This window comes from Streptomyces sp. NPDC050485 (genome assembly GCF_044458185.1).
Lineage (GTDB): Bacteria > Actinomycetota > Actinomycetes > Streptomycetales > Streptomycetaceae > Streptomyces.
Genome location: NZ_JBITHR010000010.1, coordinates 109,849 through 134,870, shown reverse-complemented (window position 1 = coordinate 134,870; position 25,022 = coordinate 109,849). Strand labels below are relative to the sequence as shown.

22 protein-coding genes are annotated in these 25,022 nt (G+C 73.1%); 10 read left to right on the top strand and 12 right to left on the bottom strand.

Annotated features, from left to right (window positions below; all coding sequences use genetic code 11):
- Positions 1-170: 170 nt before the first annotated feature.
- Positions 171-1,148, bottom strand: coding sequence for a sigma-70 family RNA polymerase sigma factor (locus tag ACIBK6_RS21530; protein ID WP_399052898.1), 978 nt, complete (start codon positions 1,146-1,148; stop codon positions 171-173).
- Between the two features lie 134 nt (positions 1,149-1,282).
- Between ACIBK6_RS21530 and ACIBK6_RS21525 the strand changes: the two genes are divergently transcribed.
- Both ACIBK6_RS21525 and ACIBK6_RS21520 read left to right on the top strand, forming a co-directional pair.
- On the top strand, positions 1,283-1,483 hold the full coding sequence (locus ACIBK6_RS21525; RefSeq protein WP_399052897.1) for a hypothetical protein: 201 nt from the start codon (positions 1,283-1,285) through the stop codon (positions 1,481-1,483).
- Positions 1,484-1,539: 56 nt separating this feature from the next.
- Complete coding sequence (locus tag ACIBK6_RS21520; protein ID WP_399052896.1) at positions 1,540-2,736, top strand: glycosyltransferase 87 family protein; 1,197 nt, start codon at positions 1,540-1,542, stop codon at positions 2,734-2,736.
- On the opposite strand, the gene ACIBK6_RS21515 is transcribed toward ACIBK6_RS21520, so the two are convergent.
- On the bottom strand, positions 2,702-4,345 hold the full coding sequence (locus ACIBK6_RS21515) for a DNA repair helicase XPB (RefSeq protein ID WP_399052895.1): 1,644 nt from the start codon (positions 4,343-4,345) through the stop codon (positions 2,702-2,704). The two genes, ACIBK6_RS21520 and ACIBK6_RS21515, sit on opposite strands and share 35 nt — an antisense overlap.
- Before the next feature lie 187 nt (positions 4,346-4,532).
- On the opposite strand from ACIBK6_RS21515, the gene ACIBK6_RS21510 reads away from it, so the two are divergent.
- From ACIBK6_RS21510 to ACIBK6_RS21500, 3 genes are all read left to right on the top strand, one after another.
- A complete protein-coding gene (locus ACIBK6_RS21510; protein ID WP_399052894.1) occupies positions 4,533-4,928 on the top strand; it encodes a hypothetical protein in 396 nt (131 codons plus the stop codon).
- 132 nt (positions 4,929-5,060) lie between these two features.
- Positions 5,061-5,312, top strand: coding sequence for a hypothetical protein (locus ACIBK6_RS21505; RefSeq protein WP_399052893.1), 252 nt, complete (start codon positions 5,061-5,063; stop codon positions 5,310-5,312).
- Positions 5,313-5,323: 11 nt separating this feature from the next.
- Entirely contained in the window at positions 5,324-6,511 is a 1,188-nt protein-coding gene (locus tag ACIBK6_RS21500) for a flotillin family protein (protein ID WP_399052892.1), read from the top strand.
- Positions 6,512-6,731: 220 nt separating this feature from the next.
- On the opposite strand, the gene ACIBK6_RS21495 is transcribed toward ACIBK6_RS21500, so the two are convergent.
- A complete protein-coding gene (locus tag ACIBK6_RS21495; RefSeq protein ID WP_399052891.1) occupies positions 6,732-9,233 on the bottom strand; it encodes a helicase-associated domain-containing protein in 2,502 nt (833 codons plus the stop codon).
- A 187-nt stretch (positions 9,234-9,420) separates the two neighbouring features.
- Here ACIBK6_RS21495 and ACIBK6_RS21490 point away from each other — a divergent pair, with 187 nt between their 5' ends.
- On the top strand, positions 9,421-10,416 hold the full coding sequence (locus ACIBK6_RS21490; RefSeq protein WP_399052890.1) for a hypothetical protein: 996 nt from the start codon (positions 9,421-9,423) through the stop codon (positions 10,414-10,416).
- A gap of 194 nt (positions 10,417-10,610) precedes the next feature.
- Here ACIBK6_RS21490 and ACIBK6_RS21485 read toward each other — a convergent pair whose 3' ends face one another.
- The 4 genes from ACIBK6_RS21485 to ACIBK6_RS21470 are packed head-to-tail and all read right to left on the bottom strand — an operon-like array spanning position 10,611 to position 14,542.
- Positions 10,611-11,618, bottom strand: a complete 1,008-nt coding sequence (locus tag ACIBK6_RS21485) for an ABC transporter substrate-binding protein (protein ID WP_399052889.1) — start codon at positions 11,616-11,618, stop codon at positions 10,611-10,613.
- Complete coding sequence (locus tag ACIBK6_RS21480; protein ID WP_399052888.1) at positions 11,615-12,427, bottom strand: ABC transporter ATP-binding protein; 813 nt, start codon at positions 12,425-12,427, stop codon at positions 11,615-11,617. The genes ACIBK6_RS21485 and ACIBK6_RS21480 overlap by 4 nt, the downstream gene beginning before the upstream one ends.
- Positions 12,424-13,497 carry a FecCD family ABC transporter permease gene (locus ACIBK6_RS21475; protein ID WP_399052887.1) on the bottom strand — a complete coding sequence of 358 codons (1,074 nt, stop codon included), beginning with the start codon at positions 13,495-13,497 and terminating at the stop codon, positions 12,424-12,426. Before ACIBK6_RS21475 ends, ACIBK6_RS21480 begins: the two co-directional genes overlap by 4 nt.
- A 34-nt stretch (positions 13,498-13,531) precedes the next feature.
- Positions 13,532-14,542 (bottom strand): FecCD family ABC transporter permease, encoded by a 1,011-nt coding sequence (locus ACIBK6_RS21470; protein ID WP_399052886.1) that lies wholly within the window; start codon positions 14,540-14,542, stop codon positions 13,532-13,534.
- A 133-nt stretch (positions 14,543-14,675) separates the two neighbouring features.
- Between ACIBK6_RS21470 and ACIBK6_RS21465 the strand changes: the two genes are divergently transcribed.
- The gene (locus ACIBK6_RS21465) at positions 14,676-15,308 is read left to right on the top strand and encodes an HAD family hydrolase (protein ID WP_399052885.1); all 633 of its coding nucleotides are present in this window, start codon (positions 14,676-14,678) and stop codon (positions 15,306-15,308) included.
- A gap of 46 nt (positions 15,309-15,354) precedes the next feature.
- Here ACIBK6_RS21465 and ACIBK6_RS21460 read toward each other — a convergent pair whose 3' ends face one another.
- A complete protein-coding gene (locus ACIBK6_RS21460) occupies positions 15,355-15,609 on the bottom strand; it encodes a hypothetical protein (RefSeq protein ID WP_399052884.1) in 255 nt (84 codons plus the stop codon).
- Positions 15,610-15,778: 169 nt separating this feature from the next.
- On the opposite strand from ACIBK6_RS21460, the gene ACIBK6_RS21455 reads away from it, so the two are divergent.
- A complete protein-coding gene (locus ACIBK6_RS21455; protein ID WP_189965218.1) occupies positions 15,779-16,162 on the top strand; it encodes a cold-shock protein in 384 nt (127 codons plus the stop codon).
- Between the two features lie 57 nt (positions 16,163-16,219).
- On the opposite strand, the gene ACIBK6_RS21450 is transcribed toward ACIBK6_RS21455, so the two are convergent.
- From ACIBK6_RS21450 to ACIBK6_RS21435, 4 genes are all read right to left on the bottom strand, one after another.
- Positions 16,220-17,137, bottom strand: a complete 918-nt coding sequence (locus ACIBK6_RS21450) for a 1,4-dihydroxy-6-naphthoate synthase (protein WP_399052883.1) — start codon at positions 17,135-17,137, stop codon at positions 16,220-16,222.
- On the bottom strand, positions 17,130-18,062 hold the full coding sequence (locus ACIBK6_RS21445) for a futalosine hydrolase (protein WP_399052882.1): 933 nt from the start codon (positions 18,060-18,062) through the stop codon (positions 17,130-17,132). The genes ACIBK6_RS21450 and ACIBK6_RS21445 overlap by 8 nt, the downstream gene beginning before the upstream one ends.
- Positions 18,063-18,079: 17 nt before the next feature.
- Positions 18,080-18,574, bottom strand: a complete 495-nt coding sequence (locus ACIBK6_RS21440; RefSeq protein WP_399052881.1) for a DUF2771 domain-containing protein — start codon at positions 18,572-18,574, stop codon at positions 18,080-18,082.
- A gap of 104 nt (positions 18,575-18,678) precedes the next feature.
- The gene (locus ACIBK6_RS21435; RefSeq protein WP_399052880.1) at positions 18,679-20,052 is read right to left on the bottom strand and encodes an MFS transporter; all 1,374 of its coding nucleotides are present in this window, start codon (positions 20,050-20,052) and stop codon (positions 18,679-18,681) included.
- Positions 20,053-20,370: 318 nt separating this feature from the next.
- On the opposite strand from ACIBK6_RS21435, the gene ACIBK6_RS21430 reads away from it, so the two are divergent.
- A complete protein-coding gene (locus ACIBK6_RS21430) occupies positions 20,371-21,279 on the top strand; it encodes a DUF3027 domain-containing protein (protein WP_399052879.1) in 909 nt (302 codons plus the stop codon).
- 540 nt (positions 21,280-21,819) lie between these two features.
- Entirely contained in the window at positions 21,820-24,918 is a 3,099-nt protein-coding gene (locus ACIBK6_RS21425; RefSeq protein ID WP_399053051.1) for a sacsin N-terminal ATP-binding-like domain-containing protein, read from the top strand.
- Positions 24,919-25,022 lie beyond the last annotated feature (104 nt).

The window sequence follows — 25,022 nt, the reverse complement described above, 5'->3', positions numbered from 1 at the left end:
GTGGCGGGTGTGCTGGGGGTCCCTCGGGGGTTTGGGGGGGGGGGGGTTTTGGGGGGGGGGGGGGGGGGCGGGGCGAATGATTTTTCCCCACCCCGCCCCTTCCCGAACTGGGGCTCCGCCCCAGACCCCGCTCCTCAAACGCCGGAGGGGCTTAATAACGCAGACCAGGGTCAGAGGGCCAGGAATGACACGTCCAGCGTTCCCGTGCGCTCCGGGTCCGCCAGGATGTTGAGTTCGGTGATCTTGCCGTTCTCGCCCAGGGTGAATGCCATGACCGAGTACACCCGGCCCTCGACCACCGAGACGATCCCCGGTGTGCCGTTGATCAGGACCGTCCGGGACAAGGACGCGAACTTGCGGAAGCTGTAGGCCTGTCCGGCCACCGCACGCGCACCCCGTACCAGCTTCGTCGCCGGCAGCAGCCCCGCGTCGGCCCGCAGCAGCACATCCGGGTCGAGCAGCGCGAGCAGCGCCTCGAAGTCGCCGCCCCGCGAAGCGGAGATGAACGCCTCGACCACCTCGCGCTGGCGGCCCCGGTCGGCGGAGGGAGACGGCCCCTGCCCCTGCACCCGCCGCCGGGCCCGGCTGGCCAGCTGGCGGGTCGCGGCCGCCGTCTTGTCGACGATCGGCGCGATGTCCTCGAAGGGCACCGCGAACATGTCGTGCAGGACGAAGGCGAGGCGCTCGGCGGGCGCCAGGGTGTCCAGGACCACCAGGAGCGCGAGGCCCACCGAGTCGGTCAGCAGCGCCTCCTGCTCGGGGTCCAGCACGTCCACCCGGCCGAGTACCGGATCCGGCACGTGCACGTGCTCGTACTCCCCGACATCGAGCGCCGCCTCGTGCCGGGCACTGCGCGAGCGCAGCATGTTCAGGCAGACCCGCCCGACGATCGTGGTCAGCCAGCCGCCGATGTTCTCGACCGCGCTGCTGTCCGCGCGGCTGGCCCGCAGCCAGCCCTCCTGGACGGCGTCCTCGGCCTCGCTGAGCGAACCGAGCATCCGGTACGCCACCGCGCGCAGGTGGCCGCGATGCTCCTCGAAATGCTCGGCGAGCTGTTCGTGGTCGGGGGCGCGGTTGGGGGAGTGGGAGTGCTTGGGAGCGTGGTCGCGGTCGGGGCCGGGGGCGCGGTCGGGGGCCTGTTCGTCCATCGTCGTCAATCCTCCGTGGAGACGCGGGCTCATACCCGTAGGGGATGGGGTCGGACCAAAGGAGTAGGCGGGGGGTCAGGAGGTTCAACCCGGGGAGCGATGTGACTCGGTTGTCCGAGTTACATCATGGATATATGAGCACCGCGACCTTCAACCCAGCCCCCTCCGCCCGGCCCGGCACCCCCAGGGGCGCCACTGCCTCGGGCGCCGTTCTCCACCGTACCCACAAGATCGGCAATGCGGTCAGGGCCGCCAAGGTCCTGGCCGGCGCCGCGTTCAGCGTCGTCGTCCTCGGGGAGTACGCCGAGGAGGCGGGTGTGCACCGCAAGCACTGACCCGCACGGCGCCAACCCCGTCGGTATCAACCCCCTCGCCGCTAGGGTCACTTCATGTGACCGAACGCGCACCTGCTGTCAATGCCCCCACCGTCACCGTCGCATCGGGCGCCCTTCTCGCGCTCTCGCTCGCCGTGCTCACCGCACTCTGCGTCGCCCTGCGGATCCCCATGGCGGACGCCCTGGTCTACCGGGCGGAGGGCGCGGCCGTCGCCAACGGCACCGATCTCTACGGGTTCACCGTCACCGAGTGGCAGCTGCCCGCCACCTATCCGCCGTTCGCCGCCCTGCTGTTCGTGCCGGCCGCCTGGCCGCCGCTTTCGGTGCTCAAGGTGGCCTTCGTCGTCGGCAACGCCGCGCTGCTCGCGCTCCTGGTGCGGCTCTCCTGCCGCTTCGCGGGTCTGAGGCCGCACCTTCCGTACGTCCTTGCCGCGACCGCCGCCGGGCTGTGGCTCGAACCCGTCTTCCAGACCCTGCTCTTCGGGCAGATCAACCTCGCGCTCGGCTGTCTCGTGCTCTGGGACCTGTCCCGGCCGGCGGGCGCCGCCGGCAAGGGGTTCGCGGTCGGGGTCGCCGCCGGGATCAAGGTGACACCGCTGTTCTTCGTGCTGCACCTGCTGGTGCGGGGGCGCCGCCGGGAGGCCGCCACCGCCCTGGCCGGGTTCGGGGCGACCGTACTGCTCGGCGGGCTCGTACTCCCTTGTGCCAGCGTCGAGTTCTGGACCCGGCGGCTCTTCGAGACCGGGCGGGTCGGCAAGGCGTGGATCGTCGACAACCAGTCCTTGCAGGGGCTCCTCGCGCGGCTGCTGCACACCCCCGAGCCGGGCGCGGTGTGGGCGGTGTGCGCGGTCGCCGTCGGCGCCGCCGGGCTGTGGACCGCGCGCCGCGCCGACGAACGCCGGGCCCTGCTGGTCACCGCCTTCACCGCCCTGCTGATCTCCCCCATCAGCTGGTCGCACCACTGGGTGTGGTGCGTCCCGCTGCTCGCCCTGCTGGTGGCCGAGGGCCGCTGGCGTACGGCCGCCGCACTCGCCGCCGTCTTCACCGCCCGCACCCTGTGGCTCGTCCCCCACGAAGGCGGCCTCGTCCTCCAACTGCCCCTGTGGCAGCAGCCGTTGGCGTCCCCGTACGCGCTGGTGGGGCTTGCGGTGGTGGGGTGGGTGGCGTGGCGGGCCCGGACGCCCGCAGCCAACTCTCAGCTGTCCGCGCAGCCAACTCTCAGCTGTCCGCCAGGAGTTCGTCCGCGTCCATGATCCGGTAGGCGTAGCCCTGTTCGGCCAGGAAGCGCTGGCGGTGGGCCGCGAAGTCCTGGTCGATGGTGTCGCGGGCCACCACCGAGTAGAAGTGGGCCTGGTGGCCGTCCGCCTTCGGGCGCAGGACGCGGCCCAGGCGCTGCGCCTCCTCCTGGCGGGAGCCGAACGTGCCCGACACCTGGATGGCGACGGTCGCCTCCGGCAGGTCGATCGAGAAGTTCGCGACCTTGGAGACCACGAGCACGCTGATCTCGCCCTCCCGGAACGCGCCGAAGAGCTTCTCGCGCTGGGCGTTGGAGGTCTCGCCCTTGATGACGGGCGCGTTCAAGTGCTCGCCCAGCTCGTCCAGTTGGTCGATGTACTGGCCGATGACCAGGATCTGCTGGCCCGCGAACCTCCGTACCAGCGCCTCCGTCACCTTCCGCTTCGTCGCGGTCGTCGCACAGAAGCGGTACTTCTCCTCCGTCTCGGCGGTCGCGTACGCGAGCCGCTCCGAGTCGGTGAGATTCACCCGTACCTCCACGCAGTCGGCCGGTGCGATGTAGCCCTGCGCCTCGATCTCCTTCCACGGGGCGTCGAACCGCTTCGGCCCGATCAGCGAGAACACGTCCGACTCGCGGCCGTCCTCCCGCACCAGCGTCGCGGTCAGGCCGAGGCGGCGGCGGGCCTGGAGGTCGGCGGTGAACTTGAAGACGGGCGCGGGCAGCAGGTGCACCTCGTCGTAGACGATCAGCCCCCAGTCGCGGGAGTCGAACAGCTCCAGGTGCGGGTAGACGCCCTTGCGGCGGGTGGTGAGGACTTGGTACGTCGCGATGGTGACGGGCCGGATCTCCTTGCGCGTACCGCTGTACTCGCCGATCTCGTCCTCGGTCAGCGAGGTCCGCTTCACCAGCTCGTGCTTCCACTGGCGGGCCGAGACGGTGTTGGTGACCAGGATCAGCGTGGTCGCCTTCGCCTCGGCCATCGCCCCGGCCCCCACCAGCGTCTTTCCGGCGCCGCAGGGCAGCACGACGACACCGCTGCCGCCGTGCCAGAAGCCCTCGACGGCCTGCCTCTGGTACGGGCGCAGCGCCCAGCCGTTCTCCGCGAGCTCGATGGGGTGCGCCTCGCCGTCGACGTACCCGGCGAGGTCCTCGGCCGGCCAGCCCAGCTTCAGCAGGGTCTGCTTGATCTGGCCGCGCTCGGAGGGGTGCACGGCGACCGTGTCGGGGTCGATGCGGGCCCCGACCAGCGGGGTGACCTTCTTCGACCGCAGGATCTCTTCGAGTACGGGCCGGTCGGTGGAGGTCAGCACGAGGCCGTGCACGGGGTGCTTGGAGAGGGTGAGGCGGCCGTAGCGGGCCATCGTCTCGGCGATGTCCACGAGCAGGGCGTGCGGGACCGGGTAGCGAGAGAACTCGACCAGCGCGTCGACGACCTGCTCGGCGTCGTGCCCGGCGGCCCGCGCGTTCCACAGGCCCAGCGGCGTCACCCGGTAGGTGTGGATGTGCTCGGGGGCCCGCTCCAGCTCGGCGAAGGGCGCGATGGCACGACGGCAGGCGTCGGCCTGCTCGTGGTCGACCTCCAGGAGCAGGGTTTTGTCGCTCTGGACGATGAGTGGTCCATTCACCTGGGGCGTGTCCCTTCCGACGGATGGCCACCCTGGCATGGGCGGGCAAACTTCCAGTCTGCCGTATCCGGAGGTGCGGCGGGGCCACACATGGGCGCGGGTACCTGCGGGCCGGGTGTCCGGGATGAGTAGCGGCTGAGTACGTGGGCGGTGCCGGCGGGGTGGGGGCGGGCGGTGGGATGGGGGCATGACGACGCAGTGGAACCCTTCCGCGTACCAGGGGCAGCGCATCCCCGCCGGGCAGTGGATACCGGCCGACGCCCGCGACGAGTGGTGGTGGGTGGTGCCCTCGCTGGCCACCGGGCTGATGTTCCTGTTCGGCTGGCTCGACCTCTCGGTGCTGTCCGGATTCGGGTCGCGGTCCGGGTCGACGGCCCTCACCGTGGCGCTCTACGCGGTACCGAGCGCGCTGATCGCCGCGAGCTGGCTGCTTCCGCACCGGCGGACCCTGCGGCCGGCGCGGATCGGGCTGGGGGTCGGCGGCGCGATGCTGGCCTTCGTCCTCACGAAGATCTCCGCCATGGCAATCTTGATCGTGTTCCTCTGCGTGGCCCTGATGTTCGGCTGGAACCTGCACGACTAGGTGAGCCGAACCCCAGGTCAGGGCCGGGATCGTGGGTTCCGGTCCAACACAGGGTGGCCCGAGCATAGGCCCCTGATCCGCACGGGTCTAAGGTCTGAAATCCAGAACCAGAACGATGGGGGGCGCCAGGCCGTGGAAGAGGACTATGCGGTCATCGGCTGTCCCGGAGTGCTGCTCGTGGCCACTCGCGGAGCCGCCGGTCCCGGCGAGATCCTGGTGAGTGTCAGGGGCGGCTCCGAGGCCTTCCTCGCCTGGTCGGAGGAACCCCTTCCGAAGGGGACGACCGTGCTCGTGATCGGATCGCGTGGCACCCGCCAGGTGGACGTCATCGAGTGGGCCGATCCGTTGGACGCGTTGGGCGGCGGCGCCGCCGACGCCGGTTAAGGAGACAAAGGATGTTCGGTTACCGGGTTCCCGCCCCCGACGAGGCAATGCTGATCTCGGGTGGCAGGCGCGGCCTCGGGGGCGCCCCGTTCCGCGTAGTGACCGGCCACGGCAAGTTCGTCCTGCCGGTTTTCCGCAAGACCCGCTTCCTCACCCTGTCGATGTGCGAAGCCGAGGTCACCGAGACCTGTGTGACCCGGCAGGGCATCGCGCTGCACGTGCGCGCCGTGATCGCGTTCAAGGTCGGCAACGACAACGAGAGCATCGTCAACGCGGGCCAGCGCTTCCTGTCCGACCAGGACCAGATGTCGGTCCTGACCGGCCGGATCTTCGCCGGTCACCTGCGGTCCATCATCGGCTCGATGACCGTCGAGGAGATCGTCACCGAGCGGCAGAAGCTCGCCGCCGAGGTCCTGGAGACCTCGAAGACCGAGATGGCGAAGATCGGTCTGATCGTGGACTCGCTGCAGATCCAGTCGATCGACGACGGCGATGTCGGCTACATCGACGCGATGTCGGCGCCGCACAAGGCCGCCATCCAGCGCCAGGCGCAGATCGCCCAGGCGCAGGCCACCCAGGCCTCGGTGGAGGCGGAGCAGGTCGCCGCGCGCAACCAGGCCGAGTACGCGCGGCAGACCGCGGTCGTGAAGGCCGAGTACTCCGCCGAGGTCGACCGGGCCCAGGCGCAAGCGTCCCAGGCCGGTCCGCTCGCGCAGGCGCACGCCCAGCAGGAGGTGCTCGCCGCGCAGACCGAACTCGCCCAGCGCGCCGCGGAACTGCGCCAGCAGCAGCTGGTCGCCGAGATCGTCAAGCCCGCCCAGGCCGAGGCCGAGCGCATCAAGGTGCTCGCGATCGCCGAGGCGGAGCGGATGAAGATCCAGGCCGAGGCCGCCGCCTCGTACGACCGGGTCGCGCTGGACCGGATGCTGATCGACCAGCTGCCGCAGATCGTGAAGGAGGCCGCGGGGGGCCTCGCGGGGGCGAACGTCAATGTGCTCAACGGCGCGGATGGGTTGGGCGAGATCGCGGCGGGGCTTGTCGGGCAGGGGCTGACGATCCTCGACTCGGTGCGGCAGAATCTCGGATCGCCCGAGCACCGTTCCGAGAAGAGTGGCAGGCAGCTCAGTCTCCCGGGACTGCTCTCGGGCAAGCCGGAGGGCAACGAGGGGAAGGGCGACGGGCCGGTCAACGTCGACTAGGCGCTCCGCGGGGAGGTGCGTTCGTCGGCTGCGGGCCGATGGGGGTCCCCGCTGCGCATGGGGGTCCCCCCTGTTCGAGCGAAGCCGAGAACTTGGGGGAGAAGTTGAGAGCTTGGGGGAGGCTGGTCGCGCAGTTCCCCGCGCCCCTTGAGGGGGCCGGATGTCGACTGCGGGCCGTGCCCGGTTGCTCGCGCAGTTCCCCGCGCCCCTTCGGGGCGCGTTACGCCGGGTCGTCGGCGAGTTCTGCGACGCCTGTGATGCGGTGCAGGGGGTAGGTGCGGACTTCGTCCGCCGTGTGGTCGTACGCGGTGACGAAGCCGCCCTCCACCCGTACCGGCGCGATGACGCGCTGGCTGGCGGTGCCCTCCGCGTTCACATAGCCGATCCAGACCGCCGAGCCGGTCATGGCCGCCGCCTGCACGGTGGCAAGGGTCTCGGCGGGCGAGGTGCGCGGCAGTGAGCCGTCGGTGCGGGCCGCCTCCGGCTCCTTGCGTACGACGGTGGCCGCCGTGTCGCCCGCCCGGATCGCCCGCACGGCCGCGCCGAGCAGTGTCTCGTCGGGCAGCGGCGGGCCGTCCGGGACCGGCACCGGCGGGGTGCGGCGCGGGGTGCGGCGGGCGTCGGCGCGGGTGATCAGGACATCGCCCTCGGCGGACTCGGCGGCCGGCGCGTACCCCATCGAACGCAACCCGTCGAGCAGGACGGCCGGTTCGGCCGTGGTGGCCAGGACCGTCGGGGCGAGCCGGCGCAGCCGCAGCGGCTGGCTGCGCTTGTCGGCGAGGATCTCACCCAGCATCGATTCGTCGTCGCAGCGCACATAGGCCGAGGCCACACCCACCCGCAGGTGGCCGTGTCGGCGGGCCACATCGTCGATCAGATAGCTGAGCGGCTGCGGCACCGGCGTACGGCTGTGCTCGGTCAGGAAGGCCTGCAGGTCGGTGGCGGTCTGGCCGGCGTCGAGGGCGCGGCGCACCGAGCCCGGGGTGAAGCGGTAGACGGTCGCGCCGCCCTTGGACTCGATGTCGGCGAGCACCCCGAGCATCGCGGCGAGCGGCCGCCGCAGCGGGCCGGGTGCGACCGCCGTCAGATCGGCCTGGAGCAGTACGTGGTCGACGGGCTCGGGAAGGTGCGGGTCCAGGGCATGGGCCGCGAGGTGGCCGAGGGCGTCGAGTTCGAGGGCGCCGGAGGCCGGGGCGAGGAGCGTACGGCCGTGCGTGGTGAGCGCGCCCCGGCCGGTCACCCCCAGCAACTCGGCCTCGGACAGCGCCCATTGGGCGAGGCGTGAGCGCAGGTCGTCCGGTCCGCTGCGCGCCGGACGCTCCCAGCGCAGCCGGGCGAGCAGCGATTCGGGGTCCGGGGCGGTGGCCTCGGGCAGGGTGGCGAGCAGGGCGAGGACGCGGTGGCGGACCTCGGGCGCGGGGGAGCGGTCGAGTTCGGGGCCGAGGGCGGAGAGCGTACGGCCCTTGGTGTCCTGGTCGCCGACGAGCCCGGAGGTACGGGTCGCGGCGAGCCAGGCCACGGCGAGCCGGCCCCACCGTTCGGCGGGCGGCAGCTCCAGCCAGTCGTCGTACTCGGGGGTCGGCGCATAGCGCTCGTCCGCCTCGCCGTCTGTCGCCAACAGGCCTGCCGCGTAAGCGAGTTCGAGCCAGAACGCGGCGACCGGCTCGGTGGCGTCCAGGGCGGTCGCGGTGCGCTTGAGATCGCGCACGGACAGACCGCCGGCGCGCAGCACGGCGGGGCCGCCCTCGTTCCACTCGGCGAGCAGGTCCTCGACGGTGGACAGCGCGGTGAACGCCTGGCCCGCACCGGCCGCGTCCACAACCTGTGGACGGTATTCGCGCAGCGGCACTACGGCGGGCGGCACCGGTCCGGGCGCCCGGTGCGCGCGCCCGGCGCGCAGATGCAGGGCGACCTCGCGTGGCAGCACCAGGGTGCGCGGGGAGGCCGGGAGGAGCAGGCCGTGGTCGCGCAGCCAGCGCACCGGCGGCGGCGGATCGGCGGACACCTCGCCGTACGGCGGCCCCCACACCAGGCGGTCCAGGACCGTCAGCGCCTCGGATGGCGCCGAGTCGAGCAGCGCGGCCATCCGCGCGCGGTCGGTGAACAGGGAGGTCAGCGCGGCGACCGCGGAGACCGGGTCGTGGGTGGCCGGGAGCCCGGCCGCCTTGAGGATCTCCTGGACGCGGCCCGGCGACATCCCCGCGGTCGCCTCGGCGACGGTCGGCCCGAGGCCGGTGGCGGAGGGATGCGTGGGGGAGGGGGCGAGCAGTTCGCGGGCGGTACGCACGAGCCGCAGCCGGTCGTCGCCGCCCCACAGCAGCGCCTGCTCGCGCAGCGCCACGACGGCGCCGGGCAGCGCGTCCTCGACCGCCGGATCGCCGTCGTCCCCGGCGAGCAGGCTCCGTACGGTGTCGTACGGGGCGGGGTCGGGCGCCACGGCGAGCGCCTGGGCGGTCTGGAGCGCGAACGTGTCGAGCCGCTCCAGGGCGCGTACGACGGAGGCCCTGGTGCCGGCGCGGGTGGCGAGCTGGGTGAGGTCGCCCGGGACGGGGCTGAGCAGATCGGGGCGGATCCGCAGCAGCGCGGCCAGGGAGTCGTCGGGGCGGGCGCGCAGGGCCTCGGCGAGGGTGCGGGGTGCCGAGGCAGCCCTGCTCGTCGCGCCGGCCGTGCCGGTCGTTGTGTCGGGCACGTGCGCCTCCTGATTGCGCTGGCCGGTCCCCATCCGCCCCACGTTAGCCGCTGCGCGCTACCGTCAGGACCCAGAGCCGGTGTCCGAAACGCGACCGGTCCGGCGGACGCGGCTCTCAGGGAGGGTGGGAGTCCCCGCTGCTCCTCAAGAGCTTGGATGGGGGTCCCCCCTGCTCTTCAAGAGTTTGGGGGAGGGCGGGGCCCGGGGAGGGGAAACGCGCGTGGGCATCGAGAGCGACCAGCTGGTCTACGACTACCTGAGCCGGGTGGGAGACCTGGCCCAGCAGCGGCAGCTGCCGTCCGGGGACCGGATGCGGCTGGTGTCGGCGCTGCGCGACGACATCGACCGGCAGCGGGCGAAGTACGCGAATGAGACGCCTGCGACGGTGCGGCGGATCCTCGGGCGGTTCGGGACGCCGGAGGAGGTGGTGGAGACGGCGGCGTCGGGGTCGGGGGCGGGGCCTGGCGGGTCTGGTGGGTCGTACGTTCCGCCGTCGCCCGGGCCGGAGGCGGCCGTGCCGACCCAGCGCGACCGGCTGTTCCCCGGCCGGGCCAAGCGGGTCCCGCGCCCGCGCAAGACGGAGGCGGCGGCGCCGCCGGTGGTGCCGTCGCCGCCGCATCTGGCGGGCATGGACGAACTCGGCGCGCAGGGCGTCGAACCGGACTGGTGGCGCGTCGCGCCCGGCCCGCTCGGGGGTGCGGGGGACTCCGTGGCGGGGTTCGTGGGCGGGGTCGAGATCCCGGACATGATGAAGCCGCCGGAGGAGGAAGCGGAGGCCGATGAAGCCGGGGAGGAGGAATTCGAGGAGGCCGCGGCCGAGGCCGTCCCGGCTCGGCGCAGGCGACTGAGCCTGCGCCGCTCGCCCGGCGCGGGAGCCGGCCTGGCGAACCCCCTGCTCCTGCTCGCGGCAGCGCTGCTCGTGGCGGGCGCGCTGTCCGGGCTGTGGCCGGCGCTGGGTGCGGGCTGGCTCATCGCGTACGCATCCCGCAGGCTCAGCCGTACGGAGGCGAAGTGGGCGGTACTGGGCATGCCCGGCCTGACCCTGCTGGGCGGCCTTGTCTGGCTCTGGGGCCGCCAGGACGGGCGCTGGGGCGACCCGATCGCGCAGGGCGAGATGGGGGCGGCGCTGAACGGAATGTGGCCGTGGCTGATCAGGGTGGCGGCGGTGGCGTCGGCGGGGTTCGTGGTGTGGCGGTCACAGCGGGGTGCGCGCTGAGGGAGGGCCGTTTTCCCACCCGCCCGCCCGTAGCGCAGAGTTGGACGGTGCGGCCCCCCTGGGGCTCCGCCCCAGACCCCGGAGGTGCCCCACCCCACCCCTTCCCGAAACCCTCCGGGGGGTGAGGGTTCGGGTGCGGCCCGATGGCTGCTGGGGCTTTGCCCCAGACCCCGCTCCTCAAGCTCCCCCAAGGCCTAAAGGGCCAGGGGGGACCCCCATGAGGGGCTTGATTTCACCGGCCCAGGGTTCAGCATTCCGCTCAGCTCGTCCAGGATCCGGTTCGCCGCCGTGTAGCCGATGCCCTGGATCCAGAGCTGGTCGTCCACCGTGTGGACCCGGCCCGCGCGCACCGCCGGCAGCCCCCTCCACAGCGCGCTCCCCAGCGTCCGCGTCTGCTTCGACTTCGCCGGGTCGCCGTACGTCGCGTGGAAGATGACATCCGCGTCCGCGAGGTCGATCCGCTCGGGGCTCACCTCGTACGAGAAGCCGTCCTGCGCCTTGTCGACGACCGGGGGGCGGCCGAGGCCCGCATCCGCGAGGACCGTCGCGATGTAGTTCTTCCGCCCGTAGATGCGGATGTCCGCGCCCTCCACGAAGCGGACGACGTTGACCTTCAGTGCCGCCGCCTTCGCGGGTCCGCCGAGGCCCGCGGTCACCTGGCGGGCGTGCGCCGCGTACGCCTCCGTGACCCGCGGCACCTCCGCCTGCTTGCCCAGCGCCTCCGCGTGGACCAGGAAGTTCTCCTTCCAGGTGTAGCCCGTGGACTCCGTCATCACCGTCGGCGCGATCTTCTTCAGCTCCGCGTACTTGTCGCCGTGGCGCACCTTGCTGGTGAGGATCAGGTCGGGCTTGAGCGCGGCGATGGACTCCAGGCTCGGGTTCATCATCTCGCCGACGTCCTTGATGCCGGTGAGCCTGTCCTTGGGCAGGTAGTCGAGGAACCCGGACGCGACATCGGCGTGCGTCGAGCCCACCGGCTGCACGCCCAGCGTGATCGCCGAGTCGAGTTCCGCGGTGTCGAGGACGACGACCCGCTGCGGGTGGTCCTTGACCCGTACGTCCCCCATCGCGGTGTGCATGATGTGCGAACTGCCGCTCTGAGAACCCGATTTGCCTGCGCCCGATGAGCATGCGCTCAGTGCCAGCGCGCCCGTCAGGGCGAGCGCGCCCGTCACCAGGGTGCGGCGGGAGATCGTCGTCATCGGGATGTCCTCTCCAGGGCGGGTGAGTAGGGGGCGCCGGGCACCACCAGCGGCGAGCCCGTCACCGGGTCCGGGACCACCACCGAGTCCAGGCCGAACACGTCGCGTACGAGATCCGCCGTCACCACGTCCTCGGGGCGGCCCTCGGCGACGATCCGCCCGGCCTTCATCGCCACGAGGTGGTCGGCGTACCGCGCGGCCTGGTTCAGGTCGTGTAGGACCATGACCACCGTACGGCCCCGCTCGTGGTTCAACTGCCGTACCAGATCCATGACTTCGACCTGGTGGGCGATGTCCAGGTACGTCGTCGGCTCGTCCATGAGGAGTACGTCCGTCTCCTGGGCGAGTGCCATCGCGATCCACACGCGCTGGCGCTGGCCGCCCGACAGCTCGTCCACCGGGCGGTCGGCGAGGGCCGCCACGTCCGTGCGCTCCATCGCGTCGGTGACCGCCAGCTCGTCGGCCTGCGACCACTGCTGCCACCAGTGCTGGTGCGGCTGGCGGCCGCGCGAGACCAGGTCGGCGACGGTGATCGCCTCGGGCGCCGCGGGCGACTGCGGCAGCAGGCCTATCGACTGGGCGATCTTCCTGGTGGGGATGCGCGCCAGCTCCGTACCGTCCAGCAGGACCGCGCCGCCCCGGGGCTTGAGCAGCCGGCCCAGTGCCCGCAGCGTCGTGGACTTGCCGCAGGCGTTGGGGCCGACGATGACCGTCACCCGCCCGTCCGGCACGGCGAGGTCGAGGCCGTGCACGACCGTGCGGTCCTCGTAGGCGAGCGTCAGCTCGCGGGCCGTGAGCCGGCTGGTCATCGCTTTCCTCCAGTCGTACGGCTGCGCACGATCAGCCAGATCAGATACGGGGCGCCGATCACCGCGGTGAGCACGCCCACCGGAAGCTCGGTCGGCGAGAACAGCTTGCGGGCCAATAGATCGGCCAGGACCACGATGACCGCACCCATCAACGCCGAACAGAACAAGGGTATTTGGGCGGTACGGGTCATCCGGCGGGCGATCTGCGGGGCGAGCAGCGCGACGAAGTCGACCGGACCGGCCGCGCCCGTGGCGACCGAGGCGAGGACCACGCCGGTGCCGACCAGGCCGAGCCGCACCCGGCCCAGGCGTACGCCAAGGGCGGTCGCGGTGTCGTCGTCCAGGGAGACCGTGCGCTGGGCGCGGGCCGCCCACAGCACGGCGGGCACCAGCGCGAGCAGCACCCGGCCGAGCGGCGCGGCCTCGTCCCAGCCGCGCCCGTTGAGCGAGCCCGTCATCCAGATCTGCGCCTGCTGGGCGACCAGGTAGTCGCCCCTGGTCATGAACAGCGTGGTCACCGACCGCAGCGCGATCGCGCAGCCGATGCCGATCAGGACGAAGCGGGTCGCGTGCAGCCCGCCGCGCCACGCGAAGACGTACACGAGGGCGGCTGCCAGGACCCCGCCGGCGACGGACAGGTAGGGCAGCACGGTGTACGACGTCACGCCGAACGTCATCGCGCCGACGGTGAGCGCCGAGGCGCCCTGGCTGACGCCGATGATGTCGGGGCTGGCGAGCGGGTTGCGCGCGACGGTCTGGATGAGCGCGCCCGCGATGCCGAACGCGGCGCCGACCATCAGGCCGACCACCAGGCGCGGAAGTCGCAGCGTGCCGACGACGAGTTCGGCGTACGAGTCCTGGCCGGTGAGGACCTTGAGGACGTCGGCGGGGGCGACGAAACTCTCGCCGACGCAGAGGTAGGCGACGCAGAGCGCGGCGAGCAGCACCAGGAGCGACGCGGCGACCGCCGTCGCCCTGCGGTGCAGCAGGAAGGCCGCGCGGCCGGCCTGTACGACGGTGTATCCGGCGGGGCGGAGCCGGGCCCCCCGGGTCCCATCGAGGGTGCTCATGCCGGGACCGCCTTCCTCGTGAACGGTGTGTTCCTCATGCCGGGACCGCCTTCCGGCGGACCAGGGTGACCAGGAAGGGCACGCCGATCAGGGCGGTCATCACGCCCGCCGGGATCTCGCTCGGCGGGAAGACGACCCGGCCGATCGTGTCGGCGACCAGCAGCATCACCGGGCCCACCAGGGCCGCCATCGGTAGCACCCAGCGGTGGTCGCTGCCCACGATCGCGCGGGCGATGTGTGGGATCGCGAGGCCGATGAAGGCGATCGGCCCGGCCGCCGCCACCCCGACGCCGGTCAGCACGGTCGCGCCGATGCCGCCCAGGACGCGTACCGTCGCCACGTTCTGGCCGAGGCCCTTGGCGACGTCCTCGCCGAGCGCGAGCGCGTCCAGGCCGCGCGCCACCCATGCCACCAGGACCACGCCGACCAGCAGGAACGGCCAGATCTGGTGGGCGACTTGGGCGTCCCGCCCGGCCAGCGAGCCGACCTGCCAGAAGCGGAACTCATCGAGGGCTGCGGCCTTGGTGGTGAGGACGCCCATCGTCACCGACACCAGGAGCGCGTTGATCGCGGCGCCGCTGAGCGCGAGCTTGACGGGGGTCGCGCCGCCGCGCCCGCTGGAGGCGATCGCGTAGACGACGACGGAGGCGAGGGCCGCGCCCGCGAAGGCGAACCACACGTACCCGGTCAGCGTGTGCACGCCGAGGAACGCGATCGCCAGGACCACTCCGACCGAGGCGCCCTGGCTGATGCCGAGGACGCCGGGGTCGGCGATGGGGTTGCGGGTGATGCCCTGGAGGACGGTGCCCGCGACGGCGAGGGCGGCGCCGACCATCAGCCCGATCAGGGTGCGCGGCACCCGCAGTTCGCGTACGACCTCGGCGTTGGGGGTGTGCGCGCCGCCGAACAGCGCGTCCAGGACCTGCGACGGCGGGATCTGGCGGGCGCCGACGGCGAGCGAGAGCAGGACGGCGACAAGCAGCGCCGCGACGGCCGCCGCCGTCGCGAGCACGCGTCTGGTCCGGCGGGGTGCGGCGGCTGGCATAGGGCCCATCACAGGTCGGCGTTTGGTAAGGCTTGGCTAACTGCGGGCGCCAGTCTAAGGGCCTGTGTCTCCACCCCGCCCGGGTCCGCGGCGCCCGGCTCCACGGGCCGGCCGCCCCGCCCACCTGGGCACAATGGCCTCCATGCCCATAGACGCACCCACGGTCGGCTTCGACCTCGACATGACCCTGATCGACTCCCGGCCCGGTATTCGCGCCGTCTACCAGGAGCTTTCCGCGACGACCGGGACGTACATCGACGCCGACCAGGCCGTCAGCCGGCTCGGGCCGCCGCTCGACTGGGAGCTGCGGCACTGGTTCGCCGAGGAACTCATCGAGGAGATGATCCTCAAGTACCGTGAGATCTACCCCACACGAGCGATCCTGCCGACGCCCGCGCTGCCTGGCGCGGCCGACGCGGTGCGCGCGGTGCAGGAGCTCGGCGGCCGGGCCCTCGTCGTCACGGCCAAGAACGCACCGCAGGCCAGGCTGCACCTCGACCACCTCGGGATCACCCCGGACGAGGTCGTCGGCGGGCTCTGGGCCGAGGGCAAGGCGACCGCGCTGCGCGAGCACGGCGCCGCGGTGTACGTCGGCGACCACCTCGGCGATGTGCTCGGCGCGCGCACCGCGGGCGCCCTGTCGGTCGCGGTGCCGACCGGGCCGATCGGCGCGGACGAGCTGCGCGCGGCCGGCGCGGACGTCGTCCTCGACGATCTGACGTCATTTCCGGCCTGGTTGAAGGATTACGTGGCCGAACGGGCTTGACAGCGGGGCCTCGCACTTACGTACAGAGCGGGTCGCCCCGGGTGCCTCAGGTGCGGGCCCGGCGGCGCTGGTCCGCGATGGAACGCAGCACGCCCGCGCCCGCGATCAGGAAGCCGACGCCCATCAGCATGCAGACGAGATAGGCGAACGACGGGAACGGCGCGGTGTGCAGGAACAGCGGCGCCACCGTGACCAGCGTGGCGAGCGCGCCGACGAAGAAGACGACGGCGCCGACACGAACCAGCCGATCACCGGGGCCCGGGGCGTCGTGGTCGGCCTTGGCTTGGGTTTCGGTACTCACCCCGCCAGGGTAGTTCCCCTGCACGTAAGGACAGCCCGGGACGTCTTGTCAGCAGCCCCTGGACCATTAGCCTTGGTGTCGGCGGGTCGGAAGGCGACCCGCTGTAGTGCTATCCAGAGCCGTTTTCGGCGCCCCGCACACAACGACGAGTACGAGGACGAGGACAGACGTGCCCACCGGCAAGGTCAAGTGGTTCAACAGTGAGAAGGGCTTCGGCTTTCTCTCCCGGGACGACGGCGGCGACGTCTTCGTCCACTCCTCCGTGCTCCCCGCTGGAGTCGACGCACTCAAGCCCGGCCAGCGCGTCGAGTTCGGCGTCGTCGCCGGCCAGCGCGGTGACCAGGCCCTCTCCGTCACGGTCCTCGACCCGGCCCCCTCGGTGGCCGCAGCCCAGCGCCGCAAGCCCGATGAACTGGCCTCCATCGTGCAGGACCTGACGACGCTCCTTGAGAACATCACGCCGATGCTGGAGAAGGGCCGCTACCCCGACAAGGCGGCGGGCAAGAAGATCGGCGGCCTGCTGCGGGCGGTCGCCGACCAGTTGGACGTGTAACCCCGGCACACGAAGACGAAGGCGGGTAACCCCGTCACATGAAGGCGGGGTTACCCGTCACACGAAACTGAGCGCATCGCGGCCGAGGGGCGGGACGAGCCCCTCGGCCGCGGCGCGGGTCAGGAGCCCGCGCACCGCGGCGTAGCCGTCCTCGCCGAGGTCGGCGGTGAACTCATTGACGTAGAGCCCGATGTGCCGGTCGGCCACCGCCGGGTCCATCTCCTGGGCGTGCTCCAGTACGTACGGCCGGGACGCCTCCGGGTCGTCCCAGGCGAGCCGCACGGAGGTGCGGGCCGACTCGGCGAGCAGCCGCAGCGTGTCCGCGCCAAGGGAGCGCTTGGCGATGATCGCGCCGAGCGGGATGGGCAGCCCGGTGGTCTGCTCCCAGTGCTCGCCCATGTCGGCCAGCGAGTGCAGCCCGTACTGCTGGTAGGTGAACCGCGCCTCGTGGATGACCAGGCCGGCGTCGACCTTGCCGTCGCGCACCGCGGGCATGATCTCGTGGAACGGCATGACGACGACCTCGCCGACCCCGCCGGGCACGGCGTCCGCGGCCCAGAGGCGGAACAGCAGGTACGCCGTCGACTTCTCACTCGGCACGGCGATGGTCTTGCCGGTGAGTCCCCCAAGCTCTCGGCTTCGCTCGAGCAGGGAGGTGCCCCCATTCCCCGCTTCCTTGGTGAGGACGAGCGGGCCGCAGCCCCGGCCGAGCGCCCCGCCGCACGGCAGCAGCGCGTACTCGTCGAGGACCCACGGCAGCACCGCGTACGACACCTTGAGCACGTCGAACTCGCCGCGCTCCGCCATGCCGTTGGTGATGTCGATGTCGGCGAACGTGACATCCAGGGCGGGCGCGCCGGGCACCCGGCCGTGCGCCCAGGCGTCGAAGACGAAGGTGTCGTTCGGGCAGGGAGAGTAGGCGATCTTCAGTGCCGGTCCGGTCGGTGCCGGTTCGGTGCTGGCCGGTTCAGTCATGTGACGTCCAACTCTCCAGTACGGGCGGGAACTTCCCGAAAGCATCGGTGAGCGCGGCGAGCGCGTCGCCGATCCGCCAGGCCGAACGGTCGCGCGGGCCAACGGAATTGGAGATCGCGCGGATCTCGATGGCCGGCACGCCGAGCTGGGCGGCGGCCTCGGCGACGCCGAAGCCCTCCATCGCCTCGGCGGCGGCGGCCGGATGGCGGGCGAGCAGCCCGGCCGCGCGATCGGCGGTGCCGGTGGCGGTGGTGACGGTGAGGACCGGGCCCTCCAGCGCGCCGAGCGCCCGCGCCACCGCGCGGCTCAGGGAAAGCGGGGGGTGCAGTGTGTCGCGCCCGAAGCCGAGCGAGGTGACGGGGATGAATCCGTCGGGGGAGCCGGCGCCCAGGTCGGCCGCGACGATCTCGGAGGCGACGACAAGCGAGCCGAGCGGGGCGCGGGCGGGGAAGCCGCCGCCGATCCCGGCCGACACGACCAGGTCGTACGGGGTACGGGCGAGCGCGAGGGCGGTACCGGCCGCGGCGGCCGCCGGTCCCACCCCGGCGGGCAGCACGTCCACCTCGTGACCACCGCCACCGCGGAACCGGGTGGGCGGCGGCGGACCGACAGGGCGCACGGATCCGGGTACGGAGCCGGGTACGGGGTCCGGCGATGCGGGTCCGGCGGGTACGCGCACCGAGCCCGGTGCGGGGTCCGGCGATGGGTGCCCGGCCGGTACGCGTACGGATCCGGGTACGGGGTCCGGGGAGCCGTCTTCGGTGGGTACGCGTACGGAGTCGGGCCCGGGGTCCGGCGCTGCGTGGCCGACGGGTACGCGTACGGGGGCGGGTTCCGGGCCCGGCGGGGCGTATCCGGCGCGGGCGAGGCCGGCGGCGACGGAGTCCGCCTCCGCCGCCACCGCGGTCACGACCAGTACGCGCATCAGGCGGAGCCCGGTCGTCAGGAGTTGGTGCGCTTGAGCGTGAAGCTCCAGACCGACTCGGGCTTGTTGTCCTTGTCGACCTGCACGATGCTGACCTTCTTCTCCTTCGGCGCGGCGCCCTGCCCGCCGGTGGAGAAGACGTCGGCGCCGGGGAAGCTCCGGTACGTCTGGCTGGACGCCTCGGTGATCGGGCTGCCGTCGAGCAGCGCGATCCACTTGCTGCCGTTCTCGACGACCTTGGGGTCGACGCCGAGGCGCAGGGTCGCGCCGGGCGCGTAGTCGATCGACTTGGCGTTCTTGACGCCGCTCAGGCAACTGGTGAGCTTGTCCTCGGCGAGCGGCTTGCCGTCGCCGCTGCAGGAAGCCTCGGTGTTCACGGAGTTCGTGCCGACCGTCACGGTCGCGAGAGGCGTCGGCTTGTCGCAGGCGGAGAGGACGAGGAGTCCGGCGGAGGCGGCGGCGAGTGCGACGCCGGCCCGGCGGGTCCTACCGGAAGTGAACGCAACGGTCATGGGCCGAAGGCTATCGGTCGCCCCGAGCCAAGCCGCGCGGGGGTGCGGAGTGGTGTGTCGGCCGGCCCGCCCGGCCGACCGCTGATCAGGCCGCCGGTCCCCGTTCAGGCCAGCCGCCGGCGCGGGGTGCCGTGGCGGGCCGCGCCGAGCAGGGCGCGTACGGAGACGGCCGCGCCCAGGCCGAGCAGAGCCGCGGCCACCGACATGCCGAGGACGCCGTTGAGCGGCAGCGCGATGCCGATGGCGCCGCCGAGGACCCAGGCCATCTGGAGCAGCGTCTCGGAGCGGGCGAACGCGGACGTGCGGACCTCCTCCGGTACGTCCCGCTGGATCATCGCGTCCAGGGCCAGCTTGGCCAGCGCCTGGGTGAACCCGGCGGTCGCGCCGAGCACGGCCACCATCAGGCCGCTGAAGAACGCGGCGGACAGCACCGCGGCACCCAGCGCGGTCGTCAGCATCGTCACGATCAGAACCTCGGGCCCGCGCGCCCGCAGCAGCGAGCCGACCGCCGTGCCCAGCGCGTTGCCGACCCCGGCGGACACGCCGACGATGCCGAGCGAGACCGCCGCGCTCTGCCCGGCGAGCGGGTGCTCGCGCAGCAGGAACGCCAGGAAGAAGATCAGGAACCCGGAGAGCGAGCGGAGCGCGGCATTGGCGTACAGGCCGTTCTGTACGGATACGCCGACCGTGCGCAGGCTGGGCTTCTGACCGCCCCGGTCGGAGAGCCGCGCCTTGTGCTCGCCCTTCGCCGAGTCGACCTTGTGCGGCAGCGTGAAGGCCAGGAACGTACCGCCCGCGAAGACACAGCACGCCCCGTACAGCGGCCACTGGGGCCCGATGCGGGAGAGCCCGGCGCCGATCGGGGCGGCGGCGCCCGTCGCGAGCAGCCCGGCGAGGGTGACCCGCGAGTTCGCCTTCACCAGCGAGAAGCGGGGTGGCAGCAGCCGCGGCACCACGGCGCTCCTGACGACGCCGTACGCCTTCGAGGCGACCAGCACGCCGAGGGCCGCCGGGTAGAGCTCCAGGCCGCCGGTGGCGACCGCGCCGGACATGGTGAGGGCGAGCACGGCGCGGGCGAGCATCGCGCCGGCCATCGCGGCGCGGCGGCCGTGCGGCATCCGGTCGAGCAGCGGGCCGATCACGGGCGCCAGGAGAGTGAACGGCGCCATGGTGATGGCGAGGTAGAGGGCGACCCGGCCGCGCGCCTGGTCGGTCGGCACGGAGAAGAACACGGTCGAGGCGAGGGCGACGGTGATCATGACGTCACCGGCGCCGTTCACCGCGTGCAGTTCGATCAGTTTGCCGAGGCCCGACTCACCGGCGCCGTGCGCGTGGGTGGCTTTTCTGATCGAGCGGGCCGTGCCGGTGAAGGGCAGATGCAGGGCGCGGCCGAGCGCCCGCCCCGCTCTGCGGAGGCGGCCGGACCCGTCCGAAGACCCCGACGACCTTGCGGTTGCCACCCCGTCATAGTGCCCCAAGCCCGTCCGACCCGAACCGGGATTCGGACGTGCAGGTGGGCCGGGGGCCACGAAGGGGGTAGCGTGACAGGCGCGCCGCCCGCGGCTGCCCATGGCCGCGCGCCTTCCCGCGATCCCGCAGAATGGATTGCAGAAGGTGCGCCCCCCAGGCTCGTCACGAGCTACCGGGGTCCCCGGCCAGTGAACTGGACAGCTGCTGGGCAGTTGATCGCTCGGGCGCGGACGTTGACGCGGCCCCCTGGTCCGCTCCGCCCGCCACCCGTACGGATTCGGCTCCCCGGCGCACCCGTGAGACGGCGTAGGAGAGAAGCGAGACCTGTGAGTGCTGCGACGACGCGAAGCCGTACCCCTGACCGCCTGTGCGCCGAGGCGGTCGACCTAGCCCGCGAGGCGGCGGAGGAAGCCGCCGCGCCGGGTGTGGTCGGCGAGCATGTGGCCCTGGCTTCGGAGGGCGACCGGGTCGTCACGCACTTCTTCGAGTGCAAGGAGCTGGGGTACCGGGGCTGGCGCTGGGCGGTGACCGTCGCGCGGGCCTCCCGGGCCAAGCTGGTCACCCTCGACGAGACGGTTCTGCTGCCCGGGCCTGACGCCCTGCAGGCCCCCGAGTGGGTGCCGTGGAGCGAGCGGCTGCGCCCCGGCGACATGGGCCCGGGCGACCTGTTGCCCACCGAGGCCGACGATCTGCGCCTTGAGCCCGGGTACTCCGGTGAGGACGCCCCGCCGCCGAACTCCGTGGTCTCCGAGCAGATGGCCGAGCGGGTCGAGGCGGAGGACGCCGAGCTGGTGGCCCCGGCGGCCACCACCCGCGGCTCCATCGCGGCCGTCGCGGAAGAACTCGGCATGCGCCGGGCGCGGGTCCTGTCGCGGTACGGGCTGCACGCGGCAGCCGACCGCTGGGAGGAGTCCCACGGCGGCAAGACCGCGATGGCCCAGGCGGCTCCGGCGTCCTGCGTGTCCTGCGCGTTCCTGGTCCCGATCGCGGGCTCCCTCTCGCAGGCCTTCGGCATCTGCGCCAACGAATTCGGTCCGGCGGACGGGCATGTCGTGGCCCTGGACTACGGCTGCGGCGGGCACTCCGAGGCGGCGGTCATGCCGAAGCCGCCGCGGCCGGCTCCGCCGGTGCTGGACACGGTGGCGCCGGATGCCTTCCCGCTGCATCCCGTGCGGGACGAGGGGTCGGTGCCGGAGGCGCCGGACGCGGTGTCCGACGACCTGGGCCACTCGTAGCCCACCCAGGCCAGGGGGTTTGCCCTCCCGCCCGTTGCTCGGGGTTGGATCGCCCGGGCCTCCTGGGGCTGCGCCCCAGACCCGCTCGGGGGCTCTGCCCCCGGCCCCCCCGGGGAGTTTGCCCACCCGCCCGCCCGTGCAGGGGGTTGGGGAGGCTGGCCCCTGGGGCTTCGCCCCAGACCCCCTGAGGGGCTCCGCCCCTCGAACCCGGCGGGGGCTGCGCCCCCTGCACCCCTGGCGGGTTGCCCACCTGCCCGTGCCGGGGGTTGGGAAGCCCGAGCCCTGGGGCTTCGCCCCTGCACCCCCTGCCCCCCCTTCGGGGGCTCCGCCCCCTCGGCGTGTCGGCCCCCGCCCGCATCCAAACCCAGCCCCTCCGGCGATTGAGGAGCGGGGGCCGGGGGTGGAACCCGCGGTTTCGGGGAGGGGCGGGGTGGGGGAATTGAAGTCGGCCCCGGCCCGCGCGGTACCTTCGGGCCGCATTCACTTCCCGGCATCGGTGCCGGGACGGACAGAGCGGAGTACGGCGTGATCGTCAAGGCGATGGCGGCCGGAGGGGCCGACCCCTTCGGCACGGCACGGCTGCGCCGAGGGGTGCTGAACGCCTGGGGCGCGGGCCCGGCCAGGTTCCGCGAGGACGCCAACGCCGAGGAGGACCTCGCCCTGGGCGGCTACCGCGACCGCCTCGTCGTGGAGCTGGCCCAGAACGCCGCCGACGCCGCCGCCCGCGTCCACACCACCGGCCGGCTGCGGCTGACCCTGCACCCCGCCGACCAGGACACCCCCGCCGTGCTCGCCGCCGCGAACACCGGCGCCCCGCTGGACGCCGCCGGCGTCGAGTCGCTGTCCACGCTGCGCGCCTCGGCCAAGCGCGCCGACACCGAGGCAGCCGTTGGCCGGTTCGGCGTCGGGTTCGCCGCGGTGCTCGCCGTCAGCGACGAGCCCGCCCTGGTGGGCCGCACCGGCGGCGTGCGGTGGTCGCTCGCCGAGGCCCGCGAGCTGGCCGCCGAGGCCGCCCAGGCCAGCCCCGGCCTGGGCGACGAACTGCGCCGCCGGGACGGCCACGTACCGCTGCTCAGGCTGCCGCTGCCCGCCGAGGGCGCCGCCCCCGAGGGGTACGACACCGTCGTGGTGCTGCCGTTGCGCGACGGCACCGCGGAGGATCTCGTACGCCGCCTCCTGGACGGCATTGACGACGCGCTGCTGCTCACCCTCCCCGGGCTGAGCGAGATCGTCGTCGAAACCCCGGACTCCACGCGGGTGTTGAGGCGGTCGGTGCACGAGGAGTACGTGCACATCGAGGACAGCCGAGACGAGCGCACCCACCGCTGGCGCACCGTCAGCCATCACGGCCCGATCGGCAAGGAGCTGCTCGCCGACCGCCCGGTCGAGGAGCGGCTGCGCCCGCACTGGACGGTGACGTGGGCGGTGCCGGTGGACGAGGAGGGGGCGCCCGAGCGGCCCCGTACCGCCGCCGTCGTCCACGCGCCCACGCCCACCGACGAGCCGCTGGGCGTACCGGCGCTGCTCATCGCGTCGTTCCCGCTGGACACCGCGCGCCGCCACCCCGCGCCCGGCCCGCTCACCGACTTCTTGGTGGCGCGCGCGGCCGACGCGTACGCCGAACTCCTGGGCGCCTGGCGTCCGGTGTCCACGGCCACCGTCGACCTGGTGCCGGGCCCGCTGGGCCGGGGCGAGCTGGACGGAGCCCTGCGCGCGGCGGTCCTGGACCGGCTGCCCCGGGTCGCCTTCCTGGCGCCCGCCGCGCCGACCGAGGAGCTCGTCGCGCTGCGCCCGTTCGAGGCCGAGGTGGTCGAGGGCGCGGGCGCCGACACGGTACGGGTCCTCGCCGAGGTCCTGCCCACCCTGCTGCCCGCCGGTCTCGAACGCCGCCCGGAACTGCGGGCGTTGGAGGTCGGGCGGCTCTCGCTCGGCGACGCCATCGAGCGGATCGCCGGTGCCGAACGCGCCCCCGAGTGGTGGTACCGGCTCTACGACACGCTCGCCGGGGTGGACCCCGACCGGCTGTCCGGGCTTCCGGTACCGCTCGCGGGCGGCCGTACCGCGATCGGCCCCCGGCAGATCCTGCTGCCGCTCGCCGACACCCCCCGCGACCTCGCCCGCCTCGGCCTGAAGGTCGCGCACCCGGACGCCGCGCACCCACTGCTCGAAAAACTGGGCGCGCTGCCCGCCACCCCCCGCGCCGTCCTGACGACCCCTCAGGTACGGGCCGCCGTCGCCGCCTCGCTGGACAACGACAGCTGGTACGACGGCGAGGCCGACGTCCTCGACGCCGACGAACTCGCCGACACCGTACTGGCGTTGGTGCGCGAGGCGAATCTCGCGCCCGGCGACGAACCCTGGCTCGGGGCGCTCGCGCTGCCCGACGAGGACGGCGAACTCGCCCCCGCCGGTGAACTCGTCCTGCCCGGTTCGCCCTTCGCCGCCGTCATCCGCGAGGGTGAACTCGCCGAGGTCGACCGCGAGTTGGCAAGCCGCTGGGGCGAGCAGCCGCTCACCGCCTGCGGGGTGCTCGCCACCTTCGCCCTCGTCCGCACCACCGATGTCGTCCTGGACCCGGACGAACTGGAGCCCCGCGAGGGCGACTTCGCGGAGCCGGACGACGCGGGCCTGCTCGACGCGGTGGACGTGTGGTGCGAGGACGTCCTCGACCGCCTGCCGGACTCTCCCGTTCCGCCGGTCGCCACCGAGATCGTCGCCGTACGCGATCTCGACCTGGTGGACGACGACGCCTGGCCGCGGGCGCTGGCCCTGCTCGCCCAGCCGCCGCTGCGCGACGCCCTGATCCAGCCGGTGCGCGTGCTGCTCCCCGACGGCACGACCGAGTCCGTACGCCCCTACACCGCCTGGTGGCTGCGCGATCACCCGGTGCTCGGCGGCCGGCGGCCCGCCGGTCTGCGTGCGGCGGGCTCCGATCCGCTGCTCGCCGGTCTGTACGAGTCGGCGGACGCGACCGGCTTCGATGACGTGCAGGTCCTGCGGGCCCTGGGGGTACGCACCTCGGTGGCCGCGCTGCTCGACGAACCCGGCGGCGCGGCGGAGCTCCTCGGCCGCCTGGCCGACGAGGACCGCCCGGTGTCGGGGACTCAACTGCACGCCCTGTACACGGCGTTGGCGTACCTCGACCCCGAGCAGGTCACGCTCCCCGATGAGCTGCGGGCCGTGGTGGACGGGGAGGTCCGGGTGGTCGACGCGGCCGACGCGGTGGTCGCGGACGCGCCCGATCTGCTGCCCCTCGCGGGCGGCGTGGCCCTGCTGCCGGTCGCCCCGGCGCGGGCGGCGGAGCTCGCGGAGCTGCTTCAGGTGGGGCGGCTGAGTGAGTCCGGGGATGCGGAGGTGGCGACGGTGGGGGTGGAGCACGCGGTGCCGGAGCGGGTGCGGGTGCTGCTCGGGCCTGCCACGCCCGCGACGTACGTCGAGCACGAGTCGCTGATGGCGGGGGGTGTGGAGCTGGACTGGCGCCGTCCGGTCGACGGCACGGTGCATGCGGCGACGCTTGAGGGGGTGGCGGCCGGTCTCGCCTGGGCGGCGGGCCAGTGGCCGCGCCGCTTCGAGGTGGCGGCACTCCTTGAGGACCCGTCACGGACGGAGGAACTGGCCCGGGACCGCTGGTTCGACTAGTCAAACGCCGGAGAGGCTCAACGGGTTGAGCCTCTCCGGCGTTTGAGGAGCGGGGTCTGGGGCGGAGCCCCAGGACCACCGGCCCGCACCCGAATCTCACCCCC

Coding starts and splice junctions, on each gene's coding strand:
- ACIBK6_RS21530 (WP_399052898.1), bottom strand. CDS start 1,148: ATGGACGAACAGGCCCCCGACCGCGCCCCCGGCCCCGACCGCGACCAC.
- ACIBK6_RS21525 (WP_399052897.1), top strand. CDS start 1,283: ATGAGCACCGCGACCTTCAACCCAGCCCCCTCCGCCCGGCCCGGCACC.
- ACIBK6_RS21510 (WP_399052894.1), top strand. CDS start 4,533: ATGACGACGCAGTGGAACCCTTCCGCGTACCAGGGGCAGCGCATCCCC.
- ACIBK6_RS21500 (WP_399052892.1), top strand. CDS start 5,324: ATGTTCGGTTACCGGGTTCCCGCCCCCGACGAGGCAATGCTGATCTCG.
- ACIBK6_RS21495 (WP_399052891.1), bottom strand. CDS start 9,233: ATGGGGACCGGCCAGCGCAATCAGGAGGCGCACGTGCCCGACACAACG.
- ACIBK6_RS21485 (WP_399052889.1), bottom strand. CDS start 11,618: ATGACGACGATCTCCCGCCGCACCCTGGTGACGGGCGCGCTCGCCCTG.
- ACIBK6_RS21480 (WP_399052888.1), bottom strand. CDS start 12,427: ATGACCAGCCGGCTCACGGCCCGCGAGCTGACGCTCGCCTACGAGGAC.
- ACIBK6_RS21475 (WP_399052887.1), bottom strand. CDS start 13,497: ATGAGCACCCTCGATGGGACCCGGGGGGCCCGGCTCCGCCCCGCCGGA.
- ACIBK6_RS21470 (WP_399052886.1), bottom strand. CDS start 14,542: ATGCCAGCCGCCGCACCCCGCCGGACCAGACGCGTGCTCGCGACGGCG.
- ACIBK6_RS21465 (WP_399052885.1), top strand. CDS start 14,676: ATGGCCTCCATGCCCATAGACGCACCCACGGTCGGCTTCGACCTCGAC.
- ACIBK6_RS21450 (WP_399052883.1), bottom strand. CDS start 17,137: ATGACTGAACCGGCCAGCACCGAACCGGCACCGACCGGACCGGCACTG.
- ACIBK6_RS21445 (WP_399052882.1), bottom strand. CDS start 18,062: ATGCGCGTACTGGTCGTGACCGCGGTGGCGGCGGAGGCGGACTCCGTC.
- ACIBK6_RS21440 (WP_399052881.1), bottom strand. CDS start 18,574: ATGACCGTTGCGTTCACTTCCGGTAGGACCCGCCGGGCCGGCGTCGCA.
- ACIBK6_RS21425 (WP_399053051.1), top strand. CDS start 21,820: ATGGCGGCCGGAGGGGCCGACCCCTTCGGCACGGCACGGCTGCGCCGA.